The sequence below is a fragment of the Thermohahella caldifontis genome (assembly GCF_041153465.1).
In the GTDB taxonomy this organism is placed as follows: Bacteria; Pseudomonadota; Gammaproteobacteria; order Pseudomonadales; family Oleiphilaceae; genus Thermohahella; species Thermohahella caldifontis.
In genome coordinates, this window is record NZ_CP154858.1 from 2,319,904 (window position 1) to 2,338,720 (window position 18,817).

The 18,817-nt window shown below is 62.1% G+C and carries 17 protein-coding genes; 2 read left to right on the top strand and 15 right to left on the bottom strand.

The window, feature by feature from the left end; genetic code table 11:
- Positions 1–89 precede the first annotated feature (89 nt).
- The gene (locus AAIA72_RS11260; RefSeq protein ID WP_369600412.1) at positions 90–1,106 is read left to right on the top strand and encodes a hypothetical protein; all 1,017 of its coding nucleotides are present in this window, start codon (positions 90–92) and stop codon (positions 1,104–1,106) included.
- A gap of 48 nt (positions 1,107–1,154) precedes the next feature.
- Here the strand turns inward: AAIA72_RS11260 and AAIA72_RS11265 are convergent, their stop codons facing one another.
- From AAIA72_RS11265 to AAIA72_RS11315, 11 genes are all read right to left on the bottom strand, one after another.
- Positions 1,155–1,538 (bottom strand): hypothetical protein, encoded by a 384-nt coding sequence (locus tag AAIA72_RS11265; RefSeq protein ID WP_369600413.1) that lies wholly within the window; start codon positions 1,536–1,538, stop codon positions 1,155–1,157.
- 71 nt (positions 1,539–1,609) lie between these two features.
- Positions 1,610–2,701 carry a hypothetical protein gene (locus AAIA72_RS11270; RefSeq protein WP_369600414.1) on the bottom strand — a complete coding sequence of 364 codons (1,092 nt, stop codon included), beginning with the start codon at positions 2,699–2,701 and terminating at the stop codon, positions 1,610–1,612.
- A 6-nt stretch (positions 2,702–2,707) separates the two neighbouring features.
- Positions 2,708–3,748 carry a hypothetical protein gene (locus AAIA72_RS11275; protein WP_369600415.1) on the bottom strand — a complete coding sequence of 347 codons (1,041 nt, stop codon included), beginning with the start codon at positions 3,746–3,748 and terminating at the stop codon, positions 2,708–2,710.
- Between the two features lie 159 nt (positions 3,749–3,907).
- Complete coding sequence (bioA, locus tag AAIA72_RS11280) at positions 3,908–5,248, bottom strand: adenosylmethionine--8-amino-7-oxononanoate transaminase (protein WP_369600416.1); 1,341 nt, start codon at positions 5,246–5,248, stop codon at positions 3,908–3,910.
- 74 nt (positions 5,249–5,322) lie between these two features.
- Positions 5,323–5,880 carry a M48 family metallopeptidase gene (locus AAIA72_RS11285; RefSeq protein ID WP_369600417.1) on the bottom strand — a complete coding sequence of 186 codons (558 nt, stop codon included), beginning with the start codon at positions 5,878–5,880 and terminating at the stop codon, positions 5,323–5,325.
- Between the two features lies 1 nt (position 5,881).
- Positions 5,882–6,628: a putative 4-mercaptohistidine N1-methyltransferase gene (locus AAIA72_RS11290; RefSeq protein ID WP_369600418.1), complete on the bottom strand. Its 747-nt coding sequence runs from the start codon at positions 6,626–6,628 to the stop codon at positions 5,882–5,884.
- On the bottom strand, positions 6,625–7,959 hold the full coding sequence (locus AAIA72_RS11295; protein WP_369600419.1) for an SUMF1/EgtB/PvdO family nonheme iron enzyme: 1,335 nt from the start codon (positions 7,957–7,959) through the stop codon (positions 6,625–6,627). Before AAIA72_RS11295 ends, AAIA72_RS11290 begins: the two co-directional genes overlap by 4 nt.
- 18 nt (positions 7,960–7,977) lie before the next feature.
- A complete protein-coding gene (locus AAIA72_RS11300; protein WP_369600420.1) occupies positions 7,978–8,682 on the bottom strand; it encodes a PhnE/PtxC family ABC transporter permease in 705 nt (234 codons plus the stop codon).
- Entirely contained in the window at positions 8,616–9,494 is an 879-nt protein-coding gene (locus AAIA72_RS11305; RefSeq protein ID WP_369600421.1) for a PhnE/PtxC family ABC transporter permease, read from the bottom strand. The genes AAIA72_RS11300 and AAIA72_RS11305 overlap by 67 nt, the downstream gene beginning before the upstream one ends.
- Positions 9,484–10,170: a phosphonate ABC transporter ATP-binding protein gene (locus AAIA72_RS11310; RefSeq protein WP_369600422.1), complete on the bottom strand. Its 687-nt coding sequence runs from the start codon at positions 10,168–10,170 to the stop codon at positions 9,484–9,486. The genes AAIA72_RS11305 and AAIA72_RS11310 overlap by 11 nt, the downstream gene beginning before the upstream one ends.
- A complete protein-coding gene (locus AAIA72_RS11315; RefSeq protein ID WP_369600423.1) occupies positions 10,170–11,021 on the bottom strand; it encodes a putative selenate ABC transporter substrate-binding protein in 852 nt (283 codons plus the stop codon). The genes AAIA72_RS11310 and AAIA72_RS11315 overlap by 1 nt, the downstream gene beginning before the upstream one ends.
- A 64-nt stretch (positions 11,022–11,085) precedes the next feature.
- On the opposite strand from AAIA72_RS11315, the gene senB reads away from it, so the two are divergent.
- On the top strand, positions 11,086–12,090 hold the full coding sequence (gene senB / locus AAIA72_RS11320) for a selenoneine biosynthesis selenosugar synthase SenB (RefSeq protein WP_369600424.1): 1,005 nt from the start codon (positions 11,086–11,088) through the stop codon (positions 12,088–12,090).
- Here the strand turns inward: senB and selD are convergent.
- The 4 genes from selD to AAIA72_RS11340 form a co-directional block, all read right to left on the bottom strand.
- Positions 12,020–14,302, bottom strand: coding sequence for a selenide, water dikinase SelD (selD, locus tag AAIA72_RS11325; protein ID WP_369600425.1), 2,283 nt, complete (start codon positions 14,300–14,302; stop codon positions 12,020–12,022). The genes senB and selD overlap by 71 nt on opposite strands.
- Positions 14,303–14,324: 22 nt before the next feature.
- The gene (locus tag AAIA72_RS11330) at positions 14,325–15,143 is read right to left on the bottom strand and encodes an alpha/beta fold hydrolase (RefSeq protein ID WP_369600426.1); all 819 of its coding nucleotides are present in this window, start codon (positions 15,141–15,143) and stop codon (positions 14,325–14,327) included.
- A gap of 105 nt (positions 15,144–15,248) precedes the next feature.
- The gene (locus AAIA72_RS11335; protein ID WP_369600427.1) at positions 15,249–17,297 is read right to left on the bottom strand and encodes a bacteriohemerythrin; all 2,049 of its coding nucleotides are present in this window, start codon (positions 17,295–17,297) and stop codon (positions 15,249–15,251) included.
- A 22-nt stretch (positions 17,298–17,319) separates the two neighbouring features.
- Entirely contained in the window at positions 17,320–18,594 is a 1,275-nt protein-coding gene (locus tag AAIA72_RS11340; protein WP_369600428.1) for an HD-GYP domain-containing protein, read from the bottom strand.
- Positions 18,595–18,817: the final 223 nt, after the last annotated feature.

Sequence of the window (18,817 nt, forward strand, 5' to 3'; positions counted from 1 at the left end):
TTGGCACACAGGGTTCAGACATGCCGGGGACTGGCATTCAGCCCCCGGATTCCCTACTATTGGCGGCAGGTTGAAAACGGAGACACCGCATGCAAATCACCGAGACCATTCAGCTCGAAATCGGCAACGCCATTCCCCACGGCACGCCCGATGAAACCCGTCGCGCCGTGGATCTGTGGAAAGAGGTGGATGGCTGGTTCGACGGCCGCCCGTTCAAGGTCGAAAACCCCATCAGCGGCGCGCCGGAAGTCTTTCGCATCAGTCTGGATGCCGCACCGCTGATCGGCCTCATGGAGCGCGCCCTGAATACCGCCGGCAGCTTTGACGCCTGGCGCCTGCGTCATGCCCAGGATGAGACGGTACCGCTGACCGGTCACCTGAACATCACCGTGGAAGTGGTGGAAGGCAGCGAGGCGCCCTACAGCCGCTATCATGCCGCGGCAGTGTTCATCCAGACCCTGTTGCTGGGTGTGAATCTTTCCCAACCGGGCGCCTGTCAGTTTCTGGCCACCCGCTTCGTCGGCAAGCAGGCTCACCGTTTCGAGGCCCAGGATTTCGATTCCAAGGCCTTCTATGACGGCATGCAGTCCGCCCGCGAAAATGGCTGGCCCAAAATTGACAGTCTGCCCTTCAGTCAGGTGTGGACCTGGCTGGAACAGATTGGTGCCAGCGAGAAGAACACGGTCATCAAGGATATCAACAAGGTGCTGGTGGACATGCTCAAGATCGCCCAGCAGCGATACCGTTATGGTGCCCGAACGGCGATGCTGGTGGCCAATCAGCTGGAAATGCTCATGAACACCAAACGCGAGCAGGACATGACACACCTGCGTGACCGCGTGTCGCTGGTACTGGGTCAGCCCACCGAAGCGGCAGACTGCTTCAACGAGCTGCACAGGCTGCGGGAAGCCCTGTTCCACGGTGACCATCCGGTACGCCGCCCGGCACTCGTATATCATGATGCGGACGAGGAAGTGCGTCAGCAGCTCGCTCAGCACAACTCCGGTGTGGAAAAGGCCATTGCCGTGGTGCTGGCACTGGTGCAGGACCTGATCCGTCACCGTGCCGAGTGCTACCGCTTCTCCGAGACCATGTCCCGGGGCTGAAAATGCCGGTCAGCACCGGCCTGTGCCGCGTGCTGACTGCCTTCAGAGTCACCGGGCCGATGTCCGTGCCCAGACCACCAGATCCATGATGTCCAGCACCAGGGACAGGACAGTCACGACAATGGAGGTTGTGAGCCAGAGGGTATACGGATCCCCCATCCAGCCCGGATAGTGAAGGAGGTTCACGGCCAGCATGGGTACCCAGGGCGCGTGCATCAGGCCCAGCAGCTTGTTGAAGCCCACATGAGCACAGAGGTAAACGCCAACCAGACTGCCCGTGACAAAGGCTGTCAGCGTCACTTTTGCCGTCAGGTAGTCCAGAAACCAGAACGGCAGCACACCGTTCACCACAACCAGCAGCAGAACCCACACCTGCCAGAACGGATGCAGCCGGCGCATCCCTTCATAGAAAATATGAACACCTTTGATCATGTCCTGTCCTCAGGCTGAATGCCGAATGAGCCTGTTGGACACGCCAGACCCGCAAGGGTTCCCTGCTGATATTAAGGATCCTGTGACAGACCACCGGCCATTCGCTCAAAAAAGGCCTGCCTCTCCGCTGCTTTCGGATCCCTCCAACCCTCATCAATGTAATCTGTCAACGGAAATGCACGAACACGTACTCTTCCCATCTCACTGCTACCCCACAGTGTTTTCTCACCGGGCAGAGGCTTACGATAGATTTGCCAGCCCTCAAGGATGTAGGCAGGTGTTTCCCCGGCCAGCTTCAGCACACTGATATGCGCACGAAGCAACATCTCTGCCCGCCCGCCCTGAAGGTCCTGCTGCGAAAACAGATGAGCTACCGGCACGCCCTGCTCCGTCAACAGATTGGCCCGCAAGACATAACGTCCTGGCCGTCGTGCCTCCACATAGGCAGGGATTACCCAGTTAACCGCCTCCACTTTTGGCTCACCCACTGCCCGTACAAAAGCCACCGGATCCTGATACTGTATGCGACTTTCAAAGTCGAATGGTTTGCCCTGCAAAGTCATATGGACATGAACAACTATTTCACCGGCAACAGCCTTTATCCCGTCAGGCGATGGCTGCCACACGAACCGGAACCGACCCTGACCAGCACCCTCCACGCTTGCCGAAAAACGTGCGCTTCCTGCCGATAGCTGAACTTCCGGCAAGCCATCCACCCGGCCACCCGAAACTTCAATATGGCCTGTCACCGCTTCCGGAGCGACAAAAATGTACTTATCCACCCGCCAGTTGACTGTGCTCCCGTCTGCAAGCGGCAAGGTCAGAGCCTGCCCCTTTCTCGGTGCCACATAAGCTGTGTTATGAGTGTCCAGAGGGACTGAATAGGGTGGAAACTGTGTGGATGCCAGCCAAGCCGTTGCAATCGCCTGCATCTGATGTCGCATGACAACTTCTGTCGGAGGTTTAGCCTGCCTGACAGTACCTGGCGGCCGGCTGGTCCCGGCTATAGCATTCACGGACTGCGACTGTTTAGCATCCGGGGGCAGCCCTGAAAGCGGCATCTTCGCCGGACCTGCCCACACCTCTCCGGGCTGCTGACGATAATACGCGACAAAAACGGCAGCCACAATGACTGCCAATAACAGAGGGATAAACCGTTTCATGAGGGATCAGTTCAGCTCGGTATACACTGTCTCCGACATGGACCGTGTATCGGACCCGACCACATATTGATAGTCATACATCCAATACCAACGGGAGTCGACTGTCGTGTTCATGTTGACCGGAATGCCCGCCACAAAGTTATTCGCAACAAAGGCCATCCAGCCATCAACCTGAGCACCGATCGTGCCGCCATGATGCGTCTTGTAGCCCATCAGAACCGGATAATGGTTATACAACAGGCTGGCCGGTCCGTTCTGGCTCACTATGGCGCCATCTGCCGCCAACTGGTTGCTGCAACTGTCAATCGCATCAGCACTCCCCGCCCCGCAGGCGGAAGCAAGCGGCACAACACTGTCATCCTTGCCGGCAATGAACGGAGAGGTCACACCATAATACTGGTCACCCGTACCGACAAACCGCAAGCGGGGTACAGGGGAAGGCAGTGTGGCCGTATTGCGTGCGGCAGCAACCTGAAGGTTATTCAATACACCCAGGTTCTCCGTGGTATAGGTAAAGCCCAGCCAATACTCCACAGCGTCCTTCATAGCCTGCGTCAGCCAGTTGTCGCTGTTTGCCAGACCCACCGCAAGGTCAGCAAGCTCAGTCCCGCCACCGGCACCTGCAAAGTCAATGGACACAATAAAGTTGACGGGCTGCAACCCCTGAGCACTCATCCAGTAGTCCTGATTCTCGAGCATGTAGCGCGTAACCAGATCACCGGTTGAATGGGTCACCAATACACAACCATTCTGGCACAGCCCGGAGCGGGAAATCTCAGCCAGTTGGTTGGCAACACTGATGGCAATTCCACCCTCCAGGGTATCTGCTGAACTCCAGTCAATCCGGGCTTCAGCATGCTGATTCCAGAAATCCGCCCAATAGGCTTCGCCATTCTGAATCACCTGCTCAGGAGTGGGTGGGGAAAAAAGATTGTGGGGCTGAAAACCATGCACCAGCACAACATTGTGGCCGGCAAGCTGAGCAGACGCAGTAGCAGACGCGGCAATACCTGCGGTGAGAGCAAGTGAGCGGATAAGCTTTTTCATGACGACACCTCATATTCTTATTGTTGTACCAAGTGTCTTTCATGCTGACAAAACGGGACTCACGTCACAATTTAAAGCTGTAAAGTCATGTCGGGTTTTTTGTCACCATGTAAATTTTAGAAACAAAAATGTCAAATTTTTATAAATCCCTTGCCTTCATTACTCAGGCGCATCATTCGGCTCTGTATGGCTTTGGCTCGCTTGTCCTGCTGCGTGCTGCATCGCCAGCCACACCCGCACCGCATCCTTGGTGGCATCCACCAGTGCGGCCAGGTCACCCCGGTCAATGATGTAGGGCGGCATCAGGTACACCAGCTTGCCGAAGGGGCGTACCCAGACGCCCCGTTCCACGAACAGGGGCGTGAGGCGGGCCAGATCCACGGGGGCTGTCAGCTCAATGACGCCGATGGCGCCCAGCGCCCGGACGTCGGCGACGCCTTCCCAGTTGCGGGCCTCCTCCAGAGATTCCCGGAAAAAGGCTTCGATGGCCAGTACCTGTTCCTTCCAGGGTGAGGCCAGCAACAGGTTCAGGCTGGCAATGGCCACGGAACAGGCCAGCGGGTTGGCCATGAAGGTCGGTCCATGCATGAAGACGCCCGGCTCGCCGCTGGACAGGGTCTCCGCCACCGCATCGGTCGTCAGTGTGGCGGCCAGTGTCATGTAGCCGCCGGTCAGCGCCTTGCCCACACACATAATATCGGGCGTCACCCCCACCCAGTCCGCCGCGAACAGACGTCCGGTACGGCCGAATCCGGTGGCGATCTCATCGAAGATCACCAGCACGTCGTGACGGCGGCAAAGTGCCACGATCTGTTCCAGCCAGGCCGCCGAGTAAAAATACATGCCACCGGCACCCTGCACCACCGGCTCCACAATGAAGGCGGCGATCTGGTCCGCATGCGCCTTGAGCAGGGCTTCCGCCGCCTCCAGATCCAGCGGGTCGGCCGGCTCGCCAAAGCGGGCCCGGGGACGATCCAGAAAATACTGCTTGGGCAGCACGCCGCTGAACAGGTGATGCATGCCCGTGACCGGATCACAGACGGACATGGCATGGAAGGTATCCCCATGGTAGCCGCCGCGTACCGCCAGCATCTTGGTCTTGCCCGGGCGGCCCTTCACCTGCCAGTACTGGATGGCCATTTTCAGGGCCACTTCCACGCTCACGGAGCCTGAATCGGAGAAAAACACCCGGTTGAGACCATCCGGCGTTTCCTGCACCAGCAGTTCGGCGAGCTTGGCCGCCGGCCGGTGCGTCAGCCCCCCGAACATGATGTGCGCCATGCGGTCAATCTGGGCATGCAAGGCGTCATTCAGTGCCGGGTGGTTGTAACCGTGAATGGCACACCACCAGGACGACATGCCGTCAATCAGCGCTTCACCGCTCTCCAGGTAGAAGCGCACCCCTTCCGCCGAGACCACCGGATAGGGTGGCAGCGCCGGATGAATGGAACTGTAGGGGTGCCAGAGGTAGGCGGCGTCAAGTTCGGATGTGGTGGCCATGGTCTGCCCTCCTGTCTTTGCGCGGAGTATAGGCAATCCTGATGACAAACAAAACCGTGAAAAGGTCGCGGCGCTCAGCCGGCCCGGCGCGGCACGCGACCGTTGAGCAAGCGGTCTGCCTCACGCCAGGCCGGATAAAAGCGATCCATCAGGGCATAAAAGCGGGGCGTGTGCCCTCTTTCAATGAGGTGCACCAGCTCATGCACGACAACCGCCTCCAGACAGATTTCCGGATACCGGGCCAGACGGGTATTGATCCAGATGCGTCGTGCCCGGATGTTGCAGCTTCCCCAGCGGGTGCGCATGGTTTTCAGGCGAACGTCGGCCACCTGAACCTGCAGGCGGGGCGCGTGACGGGCGACCAGTGCTTCCACCCGCGCCAAAAGGGCCCGGCGCTCCGGTGCAGAGAGCGGCATGTCCGTCTCGTCCGCCGGCAACTGTGCCAGCTCCTGCTGCTTGCGCGCAATCCAGTCCCGCTGTTCGGCCACGAAGGCCTCAACCTGCGCCTGTGGCATGGCCGACGGAATGGTCACGACCACTTCCCCGCCGCGCCGGACACGGATGGTCAGACGCTTGACGGGCTTGCGGATGTACCGGATGCTTTCCGGCGCGCCCTGTATGCTCTGTGCCATATCAGCCCGCCGCGTCCGGCTTTCGCCAGATCGTCATGTCTGCCAGGGTGTGCTGGAACTTGCGGGCGGTTTCACGGATCACGAACGGCACTTCACGCGGTGTTCCGACCGGTTCCAGGCTATCCAGCACCTCTGCCAGTCCTTCCCGGGTGGTGATCGGCTTCGCCTGAATGCGATAACCACCCAGCCAGTGATGCCGGGGCGTGAAATCGTCCAGCCAGGTATAGGGCGAGGTGATGGCCAGTACACCGCCGGGGCGCAGCCGGGGAATCAGACCGGCCAGGGCGGCAGCCGGGTGGTGCAGCCGGTCGATCAGGTTGGCACAGACGATGAGGTCGAAGTCCCCCAGATCTTCCGGCAGGCGGTGGGCATCTCCCTGCAGGAAGCGCACGCGGCTGGCCGTCTCCGACAGCCCGAGCTGATCCAGGCTGGTGTGGCGGGATTCGGTCAGCATGCCCTCCGTGGGGATGTCCCAGCTCAGGGCCGCGCCATGCTGAAGCTGGGCCGCGGTTTCCACGAAGGCGCGGGAATAGTCCACCCCGGCCACAAAACCGAATTCCCGCGCCAGCTCGAACGTGAGACGCCCCACGGCACAGCCCAGATCCAACGCCCGCCCGCGACCGGCGGCTGCCTTCAGCGCCAGCCGGGCCACGGTGGCCGGAAAATTGGGCACCTCCAGGTACGCCGGTCCGTAGTGAAATTCCAGATACTGGGCCACCAGTTCCGGCGTTTCGTATGGGTTGCTCATGTATCCTCCTTCGCACAGGTGCGGAAGCCGGTGAAGACATCCCGACGCTGGGGCAGATAGGCCTGACGGTAGGTCCCGCGGATCAGCGGGGCTTCGGTGGCACAGCTGCCCCCCTTGGTGGTCTTGTGATAGCCGAACTGAAGGGTGGACATGAAGGGATACATGTCCGTGCGGAAGCCGTCATAGGGCAGGAACTGGCTGGCGGTCCACTCCCAGACCGTACCCAGTGCCTGACGCAGGCCAAGGGGTGAGTCTCCCTCGCCAAAATCGTCCACGGAGGCCGTGCCGAGGGTCATGCTGCCAAGATCCGCCCGGCCCGGCGCCGGGGTGTGGCCCCATGGGTAGCGCCGGTGCGTTGCCTCAGGCCGGTTGGCCAGTGCCGCAGCCTCCCACTCGAACTCCGTGGGCAAGCGCCGACCGGCCCAGTTGCACCAGGCCTCCGCCTCCCAGAAGCTGACATGCAGCATGGGCTGCGCCGGATTCAGCGGCAGCCACTGATCGAACCAGCGGCGATACCAGCGTCCGCCCTCCTGGCGCCAGTAGATGGGCCCCTGTGCCGGCTCGTCCGGCCGGACGGGGTCCGGATCCTGTGCCCGCAGCGCCTTCAGCCACTTGCGCCCCCCGAAGCTCCAGAGGTCTTCGCGCGTGTAGCCGCCGTCCTCCACAAAGGCCAGAAATTCCCCCTGTGTCACCAGTCGCGGCGAGATGGCAAACCCGGGCAGTTCACGGCTGAACCCCGGTTTTTCCGCATCGAAGGCGAAACCGTCCCGGGCATCGTCTCCGCTGTCCGCCGGCATGCCGAAATACCAGGTCCCGGCCGGCACCTGCACATCCTCCACCGGTTGTACGACGGTCTCCGGCATCCGGGGCCGGACGCCAAAAGGCGCAGGATAGCCCAGCGTCTGCCGCAGCCAGATCTGGGACTCGATGTGCATCTGTTCGTGGAAGATGGCGTAGCGGTACAGGTACAGGGCCTCATCGGTCAGCGGACGGTCGAGGATACGTGCCTTCACCCGGCTGATCACCTCGTCCGCATACTTCAGCGTCCGGTCAAGATCCGGCACCACCCCGGGTGTCCAGCGGTCGCGATGATCAATATCGAAGGAATCCCAGATGGGATCATGCCCGGGCATGAGCGGCGCAATGCCGTCCAGCCGTCGCAACACGAACACTTCGTAGAAGAAGGCCGCATGCCCCAGTTCCCAGACGGGCGGGTTGATGCCGGGGTGCCAGGGCACGGCGCGCTGGGCGTCCGCAAGATCCAGCACCAGGGACAACAGGCGCGCGTGGGTGCGTTCCAGTTCGGCAATCAGTGAATCGATGGTATACATGGCCGCTCCCTTGTGAATTCAGGCCTGGCAGTGACTGGCCTGCGTGAGCCGCAGACGCCCGCGCAGGCGACGCGACAGACTGTCCACCCCCATATTGAGGAAAGCCGTGACGAGGATCAAGACCAGTGCCCGGTCGAAACGGATTTCCTGAATGGCACTGTCCACGAAGAAGCCCAGGGTATGGATGCCGAGAATGCCGAGAATGGCGGTCTCGCGCAGGATGATTTCCCAGCGATAGAACAGGAACGCCAGAAAGGACGGATACAGCCGCGGCAGCAACTCATAGAAGTAGCGGTTGACACCGGTGGGCGCATCGTCACGCAGGGTCAGCGCATTGCTCTGCCGCCCGACCAGATATCCGATCACGCCGCCGTTGTGCAGGGCCAGGGCCACGATGGCCGGCAACATGGAGGGCCCCCAGAGTACCAGCAGCATGTAGGCCAGGATGTACTCCGGCGTGGAACGGGTGACCACCAGTACCACATGCCCCAGCGCCCGGCGCAACGGTCCGCCGAAGTGTCGGGAGATGAGCGGAAACAGCAGCAGGGTGACCATGCCCGTGGCCACCAGCGCAATCTGGGTCAGCACCAGCGTGTTCCAGATACCCGGCAGGGCCTGTGCCACAATCAGCTCGTGAAGCCAGTCCCCGAGCCCGCTCAGGGTATCCGGCCCCCATCCGCCCCGCAGCGGTGCCGGAACGATATCCCCGGTGAAGAACCGCACCACATTGCCCCAGACAATGGGCAGTCCGGAGCCCAGGAAAAGGGGGAAACCGCCACGCACAGCCAGATGGTCCAGGGCCGCACCCAGAACCGCAGGGTGGCGATGAGCAGATAAAACAGAATGAGCAGTGCGCCCACCTGCTCGTAGTACCCCTGGCTGAACGCAGACTCCAGATAGAAGCCGAGTGTGGGCATGCCCACGAAGCCCAGCACGGCACTGGAACGCATGCCGCATTCCAGTCGGTAGGACGTATAGGCCACGAGGTGGGGCCAGGCCTGGGGCACGCGGGTGTACAGCATGCGGGCCAGCACCGGCACCCCGGCAGGCAGGGTATCCTCGGGGGTCGGATCCACCTCCCCCAAAATCTCGGCATACACCTTGGCAAAGACCCCGGCATAGGGAATACAGATGGCCAGCACGCCGGTCAGCGGATGGAAGCCGAAAAACTGCAGAAAGATGAGCGCCCAGAAGAGTTCATGAATGGCCCGCACAAAGGCGCAGCCGGCCCGCACGATGCGGTAGCGGAACAGCAGCGCGAGTCCGAAACCGAGCGTACAGCCGAGGGTGACGCCCACAAAGGCGTAGGCCAGCGTGCGCACCAGCGCCTGCCCGAGCACGGACCAGTTGTCCACCTCCGGCGTGACAAAGCCCATGAAAAAACGGGCCATTTCCTGCCAGGGATGCAGCGTGGAGATGGAAAGGTCCGCGAAGGCCAGGCATGCCAGCGCAACCGCCACAAACAGCAGGGAGAGCCGTGTGGCCGATGACCACCGGTGACGGGTGGGTGCGGAAACAGTGCGATCAGCCGGCATGGGCAGGCACGGAACCCGAGCGATCCGGATACAGGGCCATGAGGTCGTCACGGCTCAGGGATTGTGCCGGCGCATCAAGAATGATCAGACCGTCCTTCAGGCCGATGATGCGCTGGCCATACCGCAGGGCCAGATCAATGTTGTGCAGGGCGATCACCGCCCCCGCGTGCACCTGGGTCAGCTGCTGCATGACCTGATTGGCCCATTCCCGGTCGAGTGCGGACACGGGCTCGTCAGCCAGAATCCAGTCCGCCTGCTGGTACAGGGCCCGGGCCACGGCCACGCGCTGTTTCTGGCCGCCTGACAGCTCACCGGCCGGCTTCCAGATCATGGGTTCCAGCCCCAGCCGTGCCAGCAGGGGGCGGATTTCCGCCACCGCCTCCGGCCGCGGCCGGACAAGATTGAGCACGTTGGACAGGGTGCCGAAACGGTGCAGTCGCCCCATGTACACGTTATGGAACACGGAAAGGGTGGGCACCAGCCCCAGCTCCTGCGGCAGCCAGGCCGCCTGCTTGCGGACCTGCGCACGGAGCAGGCCCAGCAAGGTGGACTTGCCGGCACCGCTTTCCCCCACCAGCACGACACATTCGTCCGGCTCCAGGGTCAGCGTGACCGGGCCCAGTGCGCGGTGATCCCCGTAACGGACCACCGCATTCTGCAGCGTGATGGCCGGCATCAGTCGATCAGACCGATTTCCTGTGCCACCTTGAGGATGGGCTCATAATCCTCGTTGGATGCGGGAATGAATCCGGAACGGGGGAAGGCATCCAGAAGGGCCTTGTCCTTCATGTTGAGCAGGGCCTGACGCACCTTCTCGGTAAAGCCTTCGCCGAACTGTGCATCCACGTCCCCGCGGATGGACCACTGGTAATCCGGATAGGGCGGCGTTTTCCAGATGATCTGCACGTGGGACATGTCGATCTTGCCGGCGGCCTGCTCATTCTCCCAGACCTTGTAGTTCAGTGCGCCCACCTGATAAGCCCCGGAAGCCACCAGGGCCAGGGTCTTGGAATGGTTACCGCTGAAGCCCACCCGGCTGAACACCTCTTCCGGTGCCTTGCCGAAGTGCTGGCGGATGTAGTATTCCGGCATCAGGCGTCCGGACGTGGAGCCCTTGGAACCAAAGGTGAAGGTCTTGCCGGCAATGCCATCCGGAAAGGCCTCGGATGGCTTGAGTCCGGTGCTGTCATGGGCAATGAAATAGGTGACAAATCCCGCATCTTCCACACCCTGCGCCAGGGCCTTTGAACCCGGTACGGCCAGACGCGCCTGCACACCGGAGAGGCCGCCGAACCAGGCCATCTGAACCTGATTGTTGCGGAAGGCGGACACGGAAGCGGCGTAGGACTTGACCGGAATGAACTTCACATCAACGCCGAGCTGGCCGGCCAGATAGTCGGCCACTGCCTGAAAGCGCTCCCGCAGACGGGTTTCGTCCTCATCGGGGATCGCAGTGAATACAAAGGTTTTGGACCAGGCCACCGTGGCCAGCAGTGTGAGGGCAAGCGTGGTCAATAGACGCTTCATTCTACGTTCCTTTTTTGGTTGACTGTGGCTAATATCATTTCTGACCCGAAGGAATACCTGACCGATGACCCGAATCTGCCTGATCACCCCTGCACCGCCCGGCTCCCGAAACGGCAACCGGGCCACCGCCGAGCGCTGGGCACGGCTGCTGCAGCATGCCGGCTACCCGGTCAGCGTAAGGACGGATGACCCCGACCTGCAGGCTGACGTGCTGATTGCCCTGCACGCCTGGCGCAGTGCGGATCAGATCCGGCGCTGGAAAGCGTCCTCCTCCGGGCCCGTTATTCTCGCCCTGACCGGAACCGATGTCTATCATTTTCAGCAGATTGACCCGGATATTGTCCACGCCAGCATGGACGCCGCCGACGCCCTCATCGGCCTGCACGGCCTGATTCACCGGGATGTGCCGGAGCGCTATCACCCCAGGCTCCATGTGGTGTATCAGTCGGCGGCCCTGCGCCGGCCGCACCGGCCGATCAGCTCCCCGTGGCGGGTCGCGGTGGTGGGGCACCTGCGTGATGAAAAGGATCCGCTGCGGGCTGCGCTGGCCGTACGCAACCTGCCCGTGAACTCCCGCATCGAAGTGGTGCAGCTGGGCAAGGCACACACGGAAGACTGGGCCGCGGCGGCCCGCGCTGAAATGGCCCGCAATCCCCGCTACCGCTGGCTGGGCGAGTGCGATGCACACCTCACCCAGTGGTGGATGTCCACGGCACAGGTCATGGTGATCAGTTCGGTGATGGAAGGCGGGGCCAACGTAGTGTCCGAGGCCTGCGTCATGGGCCTGCCGGTCATCGCGTCACGCATTCCCGGCAATACCGGCCTGCTGGGCGAGGACTACCCGGCCCTGTTCCCGCCCGGCGACACGGACGCGCTGCGCCAGTTGCTCACCCGCGCCGAATCCTCGCCGGACTTCCTTGAACAGCTCAAGCTGCGCTGCCTGGATCTGGCCAAGCGTTTCACCCCCGCCGAAGAGGAAGCCGCCCTCTGCCGGGTGATCAATCGGGTGCTGAATCCCGGAGATGAACCGGCTCCAGCGCATCCCCCTGAGGCCGGACCGCCCCGATGATCCGCGCCTGACGGTAACCGGCCTGCTGGAGGGCCTCAAGGCACGCCCGCGCCTGCTGCGCAGGAACGGACGCCAGCAGACCGCCGGCGGTCTGCGGGTCGAACAGCAGACCATAGCGCGGATGGTTCACCCAGCGGGCCTGATCCTTCAGGGCCCGTCGCAGACGCACGTTGGACGGTGCCAGCGAACTCTGCACCCCGGCCGCCAGGGTCTCCTCCGCACCCTCGAGCACCGGCAGGCGATCCAGCCAGATTTCCGCATCCACACCTGACGGACGGGTCATTTCCACCAGATGTCCCAGCAGGCCGAAGCCCGTCACGTCGGTACAGGCAGTCACCCCGTAGTCGCGCAGGATGCTGGCGGCCTGCTGGTTGGACACACACATGCTGTCCAGGGCGTCATCGATCCAGCGCCCCTTGATGCGCAGCGTCTTGAGTGCCGCAAACAGCGTCCCGGTACCCAGCGGTTTGGTGAGAATGAGGCGCTGCCCCGGCTTCAGCCCGCCCTTGGGCAGAATTTTCTCCGGGTCAATGTAGCCATTGACCGCGAAGCCCAGTGCCAGCTCCCGGCCCTCACCCGTGTGCCCGCCCACCAGCGCACAGCCTGCCGCGTTGAGCACCTCCACCGCACCGCCCATCATGTCCCGCAAGGTGTCTTCCACCTTGCGTTCCAGTCCCGGCGGCACCGTGGCCACGGCTGTGGCGGTTTGCGGTGTGGCCCCCATGGCGAACAGGTCGCCCAGACTGTGGTTGGCAGCAATCTTGCCGAACACCCAGGGATCATCAATGAAGGCCCGGAAGAAGTCGATGGAGTGCACTGCGGCCATGCCCTCCGGCACACGTACCACCGCCGCGTCGTCCGGCGCCTTGAGGCCCACCAGCACATCATCGCGGTCGATGGGGTGAACCTGTTCCAGCGCCCGGCTCAATACCGTGCTGCCCACCTTGGCACCGCAGCCGCCGCAGCGCATGGCCACTGCCGAGATGGCCTGCGTTTTCTCGGCGTCATCCAGGGGCAGGGGCGGAGGCGGCGGAGTGTCTTCGCCCATGGCCGGCAAGTCGCTGAAGCGCTGCATGAAGCGCCGGTCAATCCAGTCCTTCCAGCGCCAGACCCAGCCTCCGGCAAAGCCGATGGGGCCGCGCGAGGCCACTGCATAGCGGTCCCCGGTGGAAATGAGGGCCAGCCAGTGTTTCTGAGGCCGGTAGGGCTTCAGGGGTACCCCCAGTGCACTGCGGCGCAGGTTATCCGCCAGCGGCCGGCCCATGCGCACGGCAAAAACCCCTGCTTTCTCGCGCGGATGATGAATCATGGACGCCACATCCCCTGCGGCAAAGATGCGCGGGTCGGTTTCCGACTGCAGGGTGTCGGTCACCCGAATAAAACCCCGTTCATCCAGTGCCAGACCGGTCTGCTTCAGCCAGTCGGCTCCCCCGGCCTGGGTCACCCAGAGTACCTCGTCGCAGGGAATCACTTCCTGTCTTTCGGTGATCACGGCGCCGGCCTCAACGGTCTGCACGCCTTCGCCGGTTCGCACGGTGACACCCCGGCGTACCAGCGTCTCCGAAAAATAACGGCGCACCCGTGCATTATGGGTGGGCAGCAGCACGGGACTGCGGGTGATCAGGGTGAACTGCACGTCCGATTCCGGACGCCCCAGCCGGCGCATCTCGTGCTGCAACCGGTACTGCATGGCCAGGGTCATTTCCACCCCGCCGGCACCGCCACCGACCACCACCACCCGCAACGGTCCCTCATGGGTGCGGATACGCTCCAGCAGCATCAACCAGCGGCGGTTGAAATTGAAGATGGGCTTGACCGGTACCGCATGCTCGGTTGCCCCCTGCACGTCGCCCATATGGGGCGTGGAGCCGATGTTGACGGAGGCCCAGTCATAAGGCACCGGCGGCCGGTTGCGGCAAAGCACTGTCCGGGCCTCCCGGTCGATGCCCACCACTTCGTCATGCAGGTAGCGTGCACCGGCGAACTCCGCCAGCCGGCGCAGGTCAATGTGAACGTCATCGTAGCTGTAATGACCGGCAATGTACCCGGGCAGCATGCCGGAATAGGGCGTGTGGGTATCCCGGCAGATCAGTGTGAGGCGCACGCCGGGTACCGGTGCCATGGCAAAGCGGCGCAGCACCACCACATGACTGTGCCCGCCGCCGACCAGAACGATGTCGCGCAATACGGGGGACGCTGAGGTGTCTTTCATCTCGCGGGGCTCGTTGATTCCGTTACCGCGCAGCATACGGCCCGGCCGGCCCGGGTGCAAGAAAGCGGGCAAAAACCACCTCCTGGAAACGCTCGTCCAGCGGCAGCAGGTGACCGTAATGGTCCAGCAGGTGCAGTGTGGATCCCGGAATCATCCAGTGCAGGTGCTGCGCCATGACCGGCGGCACCAGACGGTCTTCCATGCCCTGCACCAGGGTCACGGGAAAGCGGATGCCCGACAGGGGAAAACCCCAGAAGTGATGCTGGGTGCGCAGATTGTCGGCGATGCCCGCAATGGGGGAACGCATGGCTTCAAGCTGGTCATACAGAAAGGCCAGTTCGTGTTCCGGCGCTTCCAGTACCCGCCGGTCGGCCTCCCCGCAGGCATTGAGGACAGCGCGGAAGTAGAGCCCGGGCATCAGCCGTGTGGTGATCACCATAAGGGTCAGTGCGGCATAGAACAGGCCGGTGCCCCAGTGGGCCAGCTTGGGCAATGGCCAGCCGGTTTTGAGCAGCAGGTCACGACCATCGGGAAAGACGGAAAAGTCCGTATAACCGGCCACCACCACACAGGCGTCAAGGTGCTGTGGGAAGGCCCAGGCACAGGCCAGCGCCACGGGTGCCCCGCTGGACCAGCCCATGACCGGGAAACGGCCAAGACCGAGATGACGGCTCAGGTAGAGCACATCGGCCGCATCACTCAGCAATATCTTGCCCGGCAGACGGTCGGACCGACCGATACCGGAGCGGTCCGGCACAATCACCCGCCACCCGAGGCGTCGGGCGGTGGCATCAAAGTAACGCCCTTCCAGCCGGCAGCCGGGAATGCCATGGCAGAACACCAGGGGCCGTCCGTGCGCCGCGCCGTATTCCCGCCACGCCAGGGTGCGTCCGTCCGGGCAGGTCAGGGTCTGGTCAGGCCAAGCGTCCGTGATTGTGTCTCTCCCTCAGTGAATCCCGGCAGCATGCAGCTCATCCATGTAGTGCTTGTCCACCCGGTAAATGTGGTCCACCAGCCAGCGCTTGAGGAACATCAGCAGATCCAGCATGGCCTCGTCCGATCCCGTACTGGCGAAGGTCCGGACCTTGGCCTCCATGTCTGCCAGCAGTTTCTCATGCACCCTGCGGTGTGCGGCCAGTTCCGAATAGCCTGCCCGCTCCATCAGGGCTTCTTCGTCTGCCAGATGCTTGCGGGCCAGGGCCACCAGATTGTCCAGCGTTCTGCGCAGCGAGTCGGTCACACCCCGCGCCCGGAATTCCCTGTACACGTCATTCATCAGCCCGAAGAGCTGCCGGTGCTGGTCGTCCACTTCGCGGATATTGACCAGATAGCCGTCGTGCCAGACGGCAAACTGATCCTCATCCACTTCCCTGCCATCATGGCTGACCCGGAACTGCCCCATGAGCATCCCCACTTCCTGAACTGCCAGGGCCGCTTCCATGGCAGCCGTCTGGTTCTGCATGGCCAGCTCCAGCACACGCTGGGCCACATCCGCCACAATCACGACATTGCGGTTGAGCTCTTCCGCGACCGCAGACTGTTCTTCAGAGGCCGTCGCCACCTGGGTGTTCATGTCAGCCATCTCTTCCACAATCTGCTTGATGCGCTGCAGTGCCTGATCCGCCCGGGTCGCATGATCCACGGCCTGGCCACTGGCCTCGGCCGTACGCTCCATATTCCGTACGGCATCCTGAGTGCCCTGTTGCAGACGCTCGATCATGGCCTGGATTTCTTCGGTGGACTCCTGGGTCCGCTGTGCCAGTGAGCGGACTTCATCCGCGACAACCGCAAACCCCCGGCCTGCTTCGCCGGCCCGGGCAGCCTCAATGGCTGCATTGAGAGCCAGCAGGTTGGTCTGATCGGAAATGCTGCGGATCACGTTGAGAATCTCACCAATCTGAGCACTGTCTCTCGCCAGCCGGTCAATGGCCTGTGCCGATTCGGTGATGGATCGTGCCATACCCTCAATGATCTGAATGGTCCGGCTCACCACCTCCATGCCCTGGGATGCCGCCTCATCCGCCTTCATGGCTTTCTCACGCGCTGCATCGGTGCTTTGAGCGATTTCCTGCACGGTGGCTGCCATTTCATTGATGGCGGTGGCCAGTTGATCGGTGTTGGAATGGACTTCCTCCATCCCCGTCAGGGTTTCCTCCGCGGCAGTACGCAGACCCAGCACACGCCTGCCGGCCTGCCTGAGTGCAATCACCACGGTACTGATCAGTTCGTCCAGTCCCTGAACAAAGCGGTTGAACTCTCTGGCGGTATCCGTCAGCAGCCCCTTCCCCTGCACGGGCAGGCGTGCCGTCAGGTCCTTGTCACCCCGGTTGAGGTCGCGGAAACTCTCCAGCAACCCCCCAAGCGTCACTTTCAGGCGGATAAAAATGAATCCCAAGGTGCACAGCGTCATCAGGGTGAGCACCCAGAGCAGTACTTTCAGCACCGCGTCTGCACGCGACGACAGTCGGTCGGCCTGCTCACGCAGCTGATCGCGCCGGGCTGCGACCTTCTCCAGTTCCGTCGCCACCGCTTCGGCAACCTGGCCGGCCAGGGCGTCAAACTGCGCCATCAGCTGATCCCCGCCGGATTTGTCACCGGCCAGATAACGCTCCACCATCGGTGCACCGAGCTCAATTTCCTTGTTCACCAGCGGGCCGATCCGGGCCACCCAGCTCTGCTCGTCAGCAAATTCATCGCCAATTTCCCGGAGAACCGCCTGCGCCTTCTCCGCGTGATCCCGCGCCAGTTGTACCGGTTCGCTTTCACCGGTCAGCGACGCGTCCGTAAAGAACTGCTGAACCTGAACCACATGATAGCGCAGGTTCTGGAAGTCGATCAGCTCCTCCGAAGCCCTATTCTCCGCCTGTTGCGCAACCGCCACCTCCTTCTGGACGTTCACCAGCCACAGCTCGAGGGCCAGCAGTATGACCACAAACGCCAGACTGATCCCCCGGATCAGCGTCATCAGGTCGATACGGTTCAGAAAGGCCTTCATGGCATGTTCACCTGTCAGTTGATCAGTTGAAGTATTCGGTCATTTTGGTACGGATGGCCCCATGCAGTTCATTGTCCTTCATGCGCTGAATGGTCTGGTACCACTTGCGGGCATGGACCAGAAACAGATCCAGCAGCTCCGGATCAAAGTGCCGGCCCCTGCCTTCCTGCAGAATGGCCACCGACTTGTCGAACGGAAACGGCTCCTTGTAGGGTCTCCGGGAAGTCAGGGCATCAAACACATCAGCAATGCAGAATATCCGGGCATTCACGGGAATGGCCTTCCCCTTCAGGCCCTGAGGATAACCGCTGCCATCAAACTTTTCGTGATGTCCCCAGACCACATCCACGGCTTCCGCCAGCCAGGGGTTGCTCTCCACAATGTCCTTGCCATGTGCCGGATGGGTCTTCATGATGCGGAACTCCTCCTCATCCAGCGGGCCCGGCTTGTGCAGGATCTTGTCCGGAATGGCGATCTTTCCCACATCATGGAGAAAGGCCCCCTTGATCAGGGCACGGATCGTGTCATGGGCCAGGCCCCGCGCCTCTGCCAGCCAGATGCTGTATAACGTGACGCGGTAATTGTGGGCATGGGTATCGCTGTCACGCTTGGCGATGGCGTTTCCGAGCACCCGCAGCAGGTCGATGTTGGACTGGGTGACTTCGCGTGCATGATCAAGAATCCGCTCATGCTGACGACGCACCACCGGATACACAATGATGACCGCCAGCAGTATGGCACTGACCACGAACGCCACGGCCAGCGCCACACGCATGTACAAGCCCCGGAGATTTTCCGGCGAGACCCGGAAAACGCCTTCCAGGTAGCCGCTGAAATCATCCGCCGTTTGCCCCTTCAGTGATACCCAGACCTGCAGATAGAGATTGCCATCCTTCCAGATGCGCCGATAATCCGCCTTGTCCCGCCAGGCAAAGAGGTGTCTGCCGCGATCCAGCTCGGCCTTCAGCCCGGAAATATCGGCAATGCCCGCATTGCCGATCTCTTCCCGCACATTGTTGTACAGTTCCATGAAAATGAAGTGGTTGGTGCCAGGTTGAGCCTGCCTGATGAGAAAATCCTTCATCCAGGCTTCCCGCTGCGGTTCTTCCAGCCGGTCCAGCCCGGCAGGCATCTGCCGGTGGGCCTGTTCCGCCAGGGCGATGGCAGCAGAAGACAACTCCTCATCAATCCACTCCAGCTCCGCCATGACGGTGAGCAGGGAAACCAGCAGGGCCAGTACAAGTCCGGCCAGCAACATTTTTTTCAGCAAATGCCGGGGGACGGGTACGGTCTCCAATGTTCGTCATCCTCATGGTTTTTTCGTTTTTACCATTATGCAGGAGTATAGCCACTCCTGCAGCGGCCGCCAGAAAACCTTCCGGATGACACACGAACCCGCACCACCCTGCTCACTGCCGCCCTGCGTCCGGCGCTGATCCGGTGCCACCCGGTCACATTTCCGGTCAATACTGGACAGGCTGCTATACTTGGCAGAGATTTCTCCAAACGAGAGGGGCGAG

Coding starts and splice junctions, on each gene's coding strand:
- AAIA72_RS11305 (WP_369600421.1), bottom strand. CDS start 9,494: ATGCCGGCTGATCGCACTGTTTCCGCACCCACCCGTCACCGGTGGTCA.
- AAIA72_RS11285 (WP_369600417.1), bottom strand. CDS start 5,880: ATGGCACAGAGCATACAGGGCGCGCCGGAAAGCATCCGGTACATCCGC.
- bioA (WP_369600416.1), bottom strand. CDS start 5,248: ATGGCCACCACATCCGAACTTGACGCCGCCTACCTCTGGCACCCCTAC.
- AAIA72_RS11290 (WP_369600418.1), bottom strand. CDS start 6,628: ATGAGCAACCCATACGAAACGCCGGAACTGGTGGCCCAGTATCTGGAA.
- selD (WP_369600425.1), bottom strand. CDS start 14,302: ATGAAAGACACCTCAGCGTCCCCCGTATTGCGCGACATCGTTCTGGTC.
- AAIA72_RS11315 (WP_369600423.1), bottom strand. CDS start 11,021: ATGAAGCGTCTATTGACCACGCTTGCCCTCACACTGCTGGCCACGGTG.
- AAIA72_RS11260 (WP_369600412.1), top strand. CDS start 90: ATGCAAATCACCGAGACCATTCAGCTCGAAATCGGCAACGCCATTCCC.
- senB (WP_369600424.1), top strand. CDS start 11,086: ATGACCCGAATCTGCCTGATCACCCCTGCACCGCCCGGCTCCCGAAAC.
- AAIA72_RS11275 (WP_369600415.1), bottom strand. CDS start 3,748: ATGAAAAAGCTTATCCGCTCACTTGCTCTCACCGCAGGTATTGCCGCG.
- AAIA72_RS11310 (WP_369600422.1), bottom strand. CDS start 10,170: ATGCCGGCCATCACGCTGCAGAATGCGGTGGTCCGTTACGGGGATCAC.
- AAIA72_RS11270 (WP_369600414.1), bottom strand. CDS start 2,701: ATGAAACGGTTTATCCCTCTGTTATTGGCAGTCATTGTGGCTGCCGTT.
- AAIA72_RS11335 (WP_369600427.1), bottom strand. CDS start 17,297: ATGAAGGCCTTTCTGAACCGTATCGACCTGATGACGCTGATCCGGGGG.
- AAIA72_RS11295 (WP_369600419.1), bottom strand. CDS start 7,959: ATGTATACCATCGATTCACTGATTGCCGAACTGGAACGCACCCACGCG.
- AAIA72_RS11265 (WP_369600413.1), bottom strand. CDS start 1,538: ATGATCAAAGGTGTTCATATTTTCTATGAAGGGATGCGCCGGCTGCAT.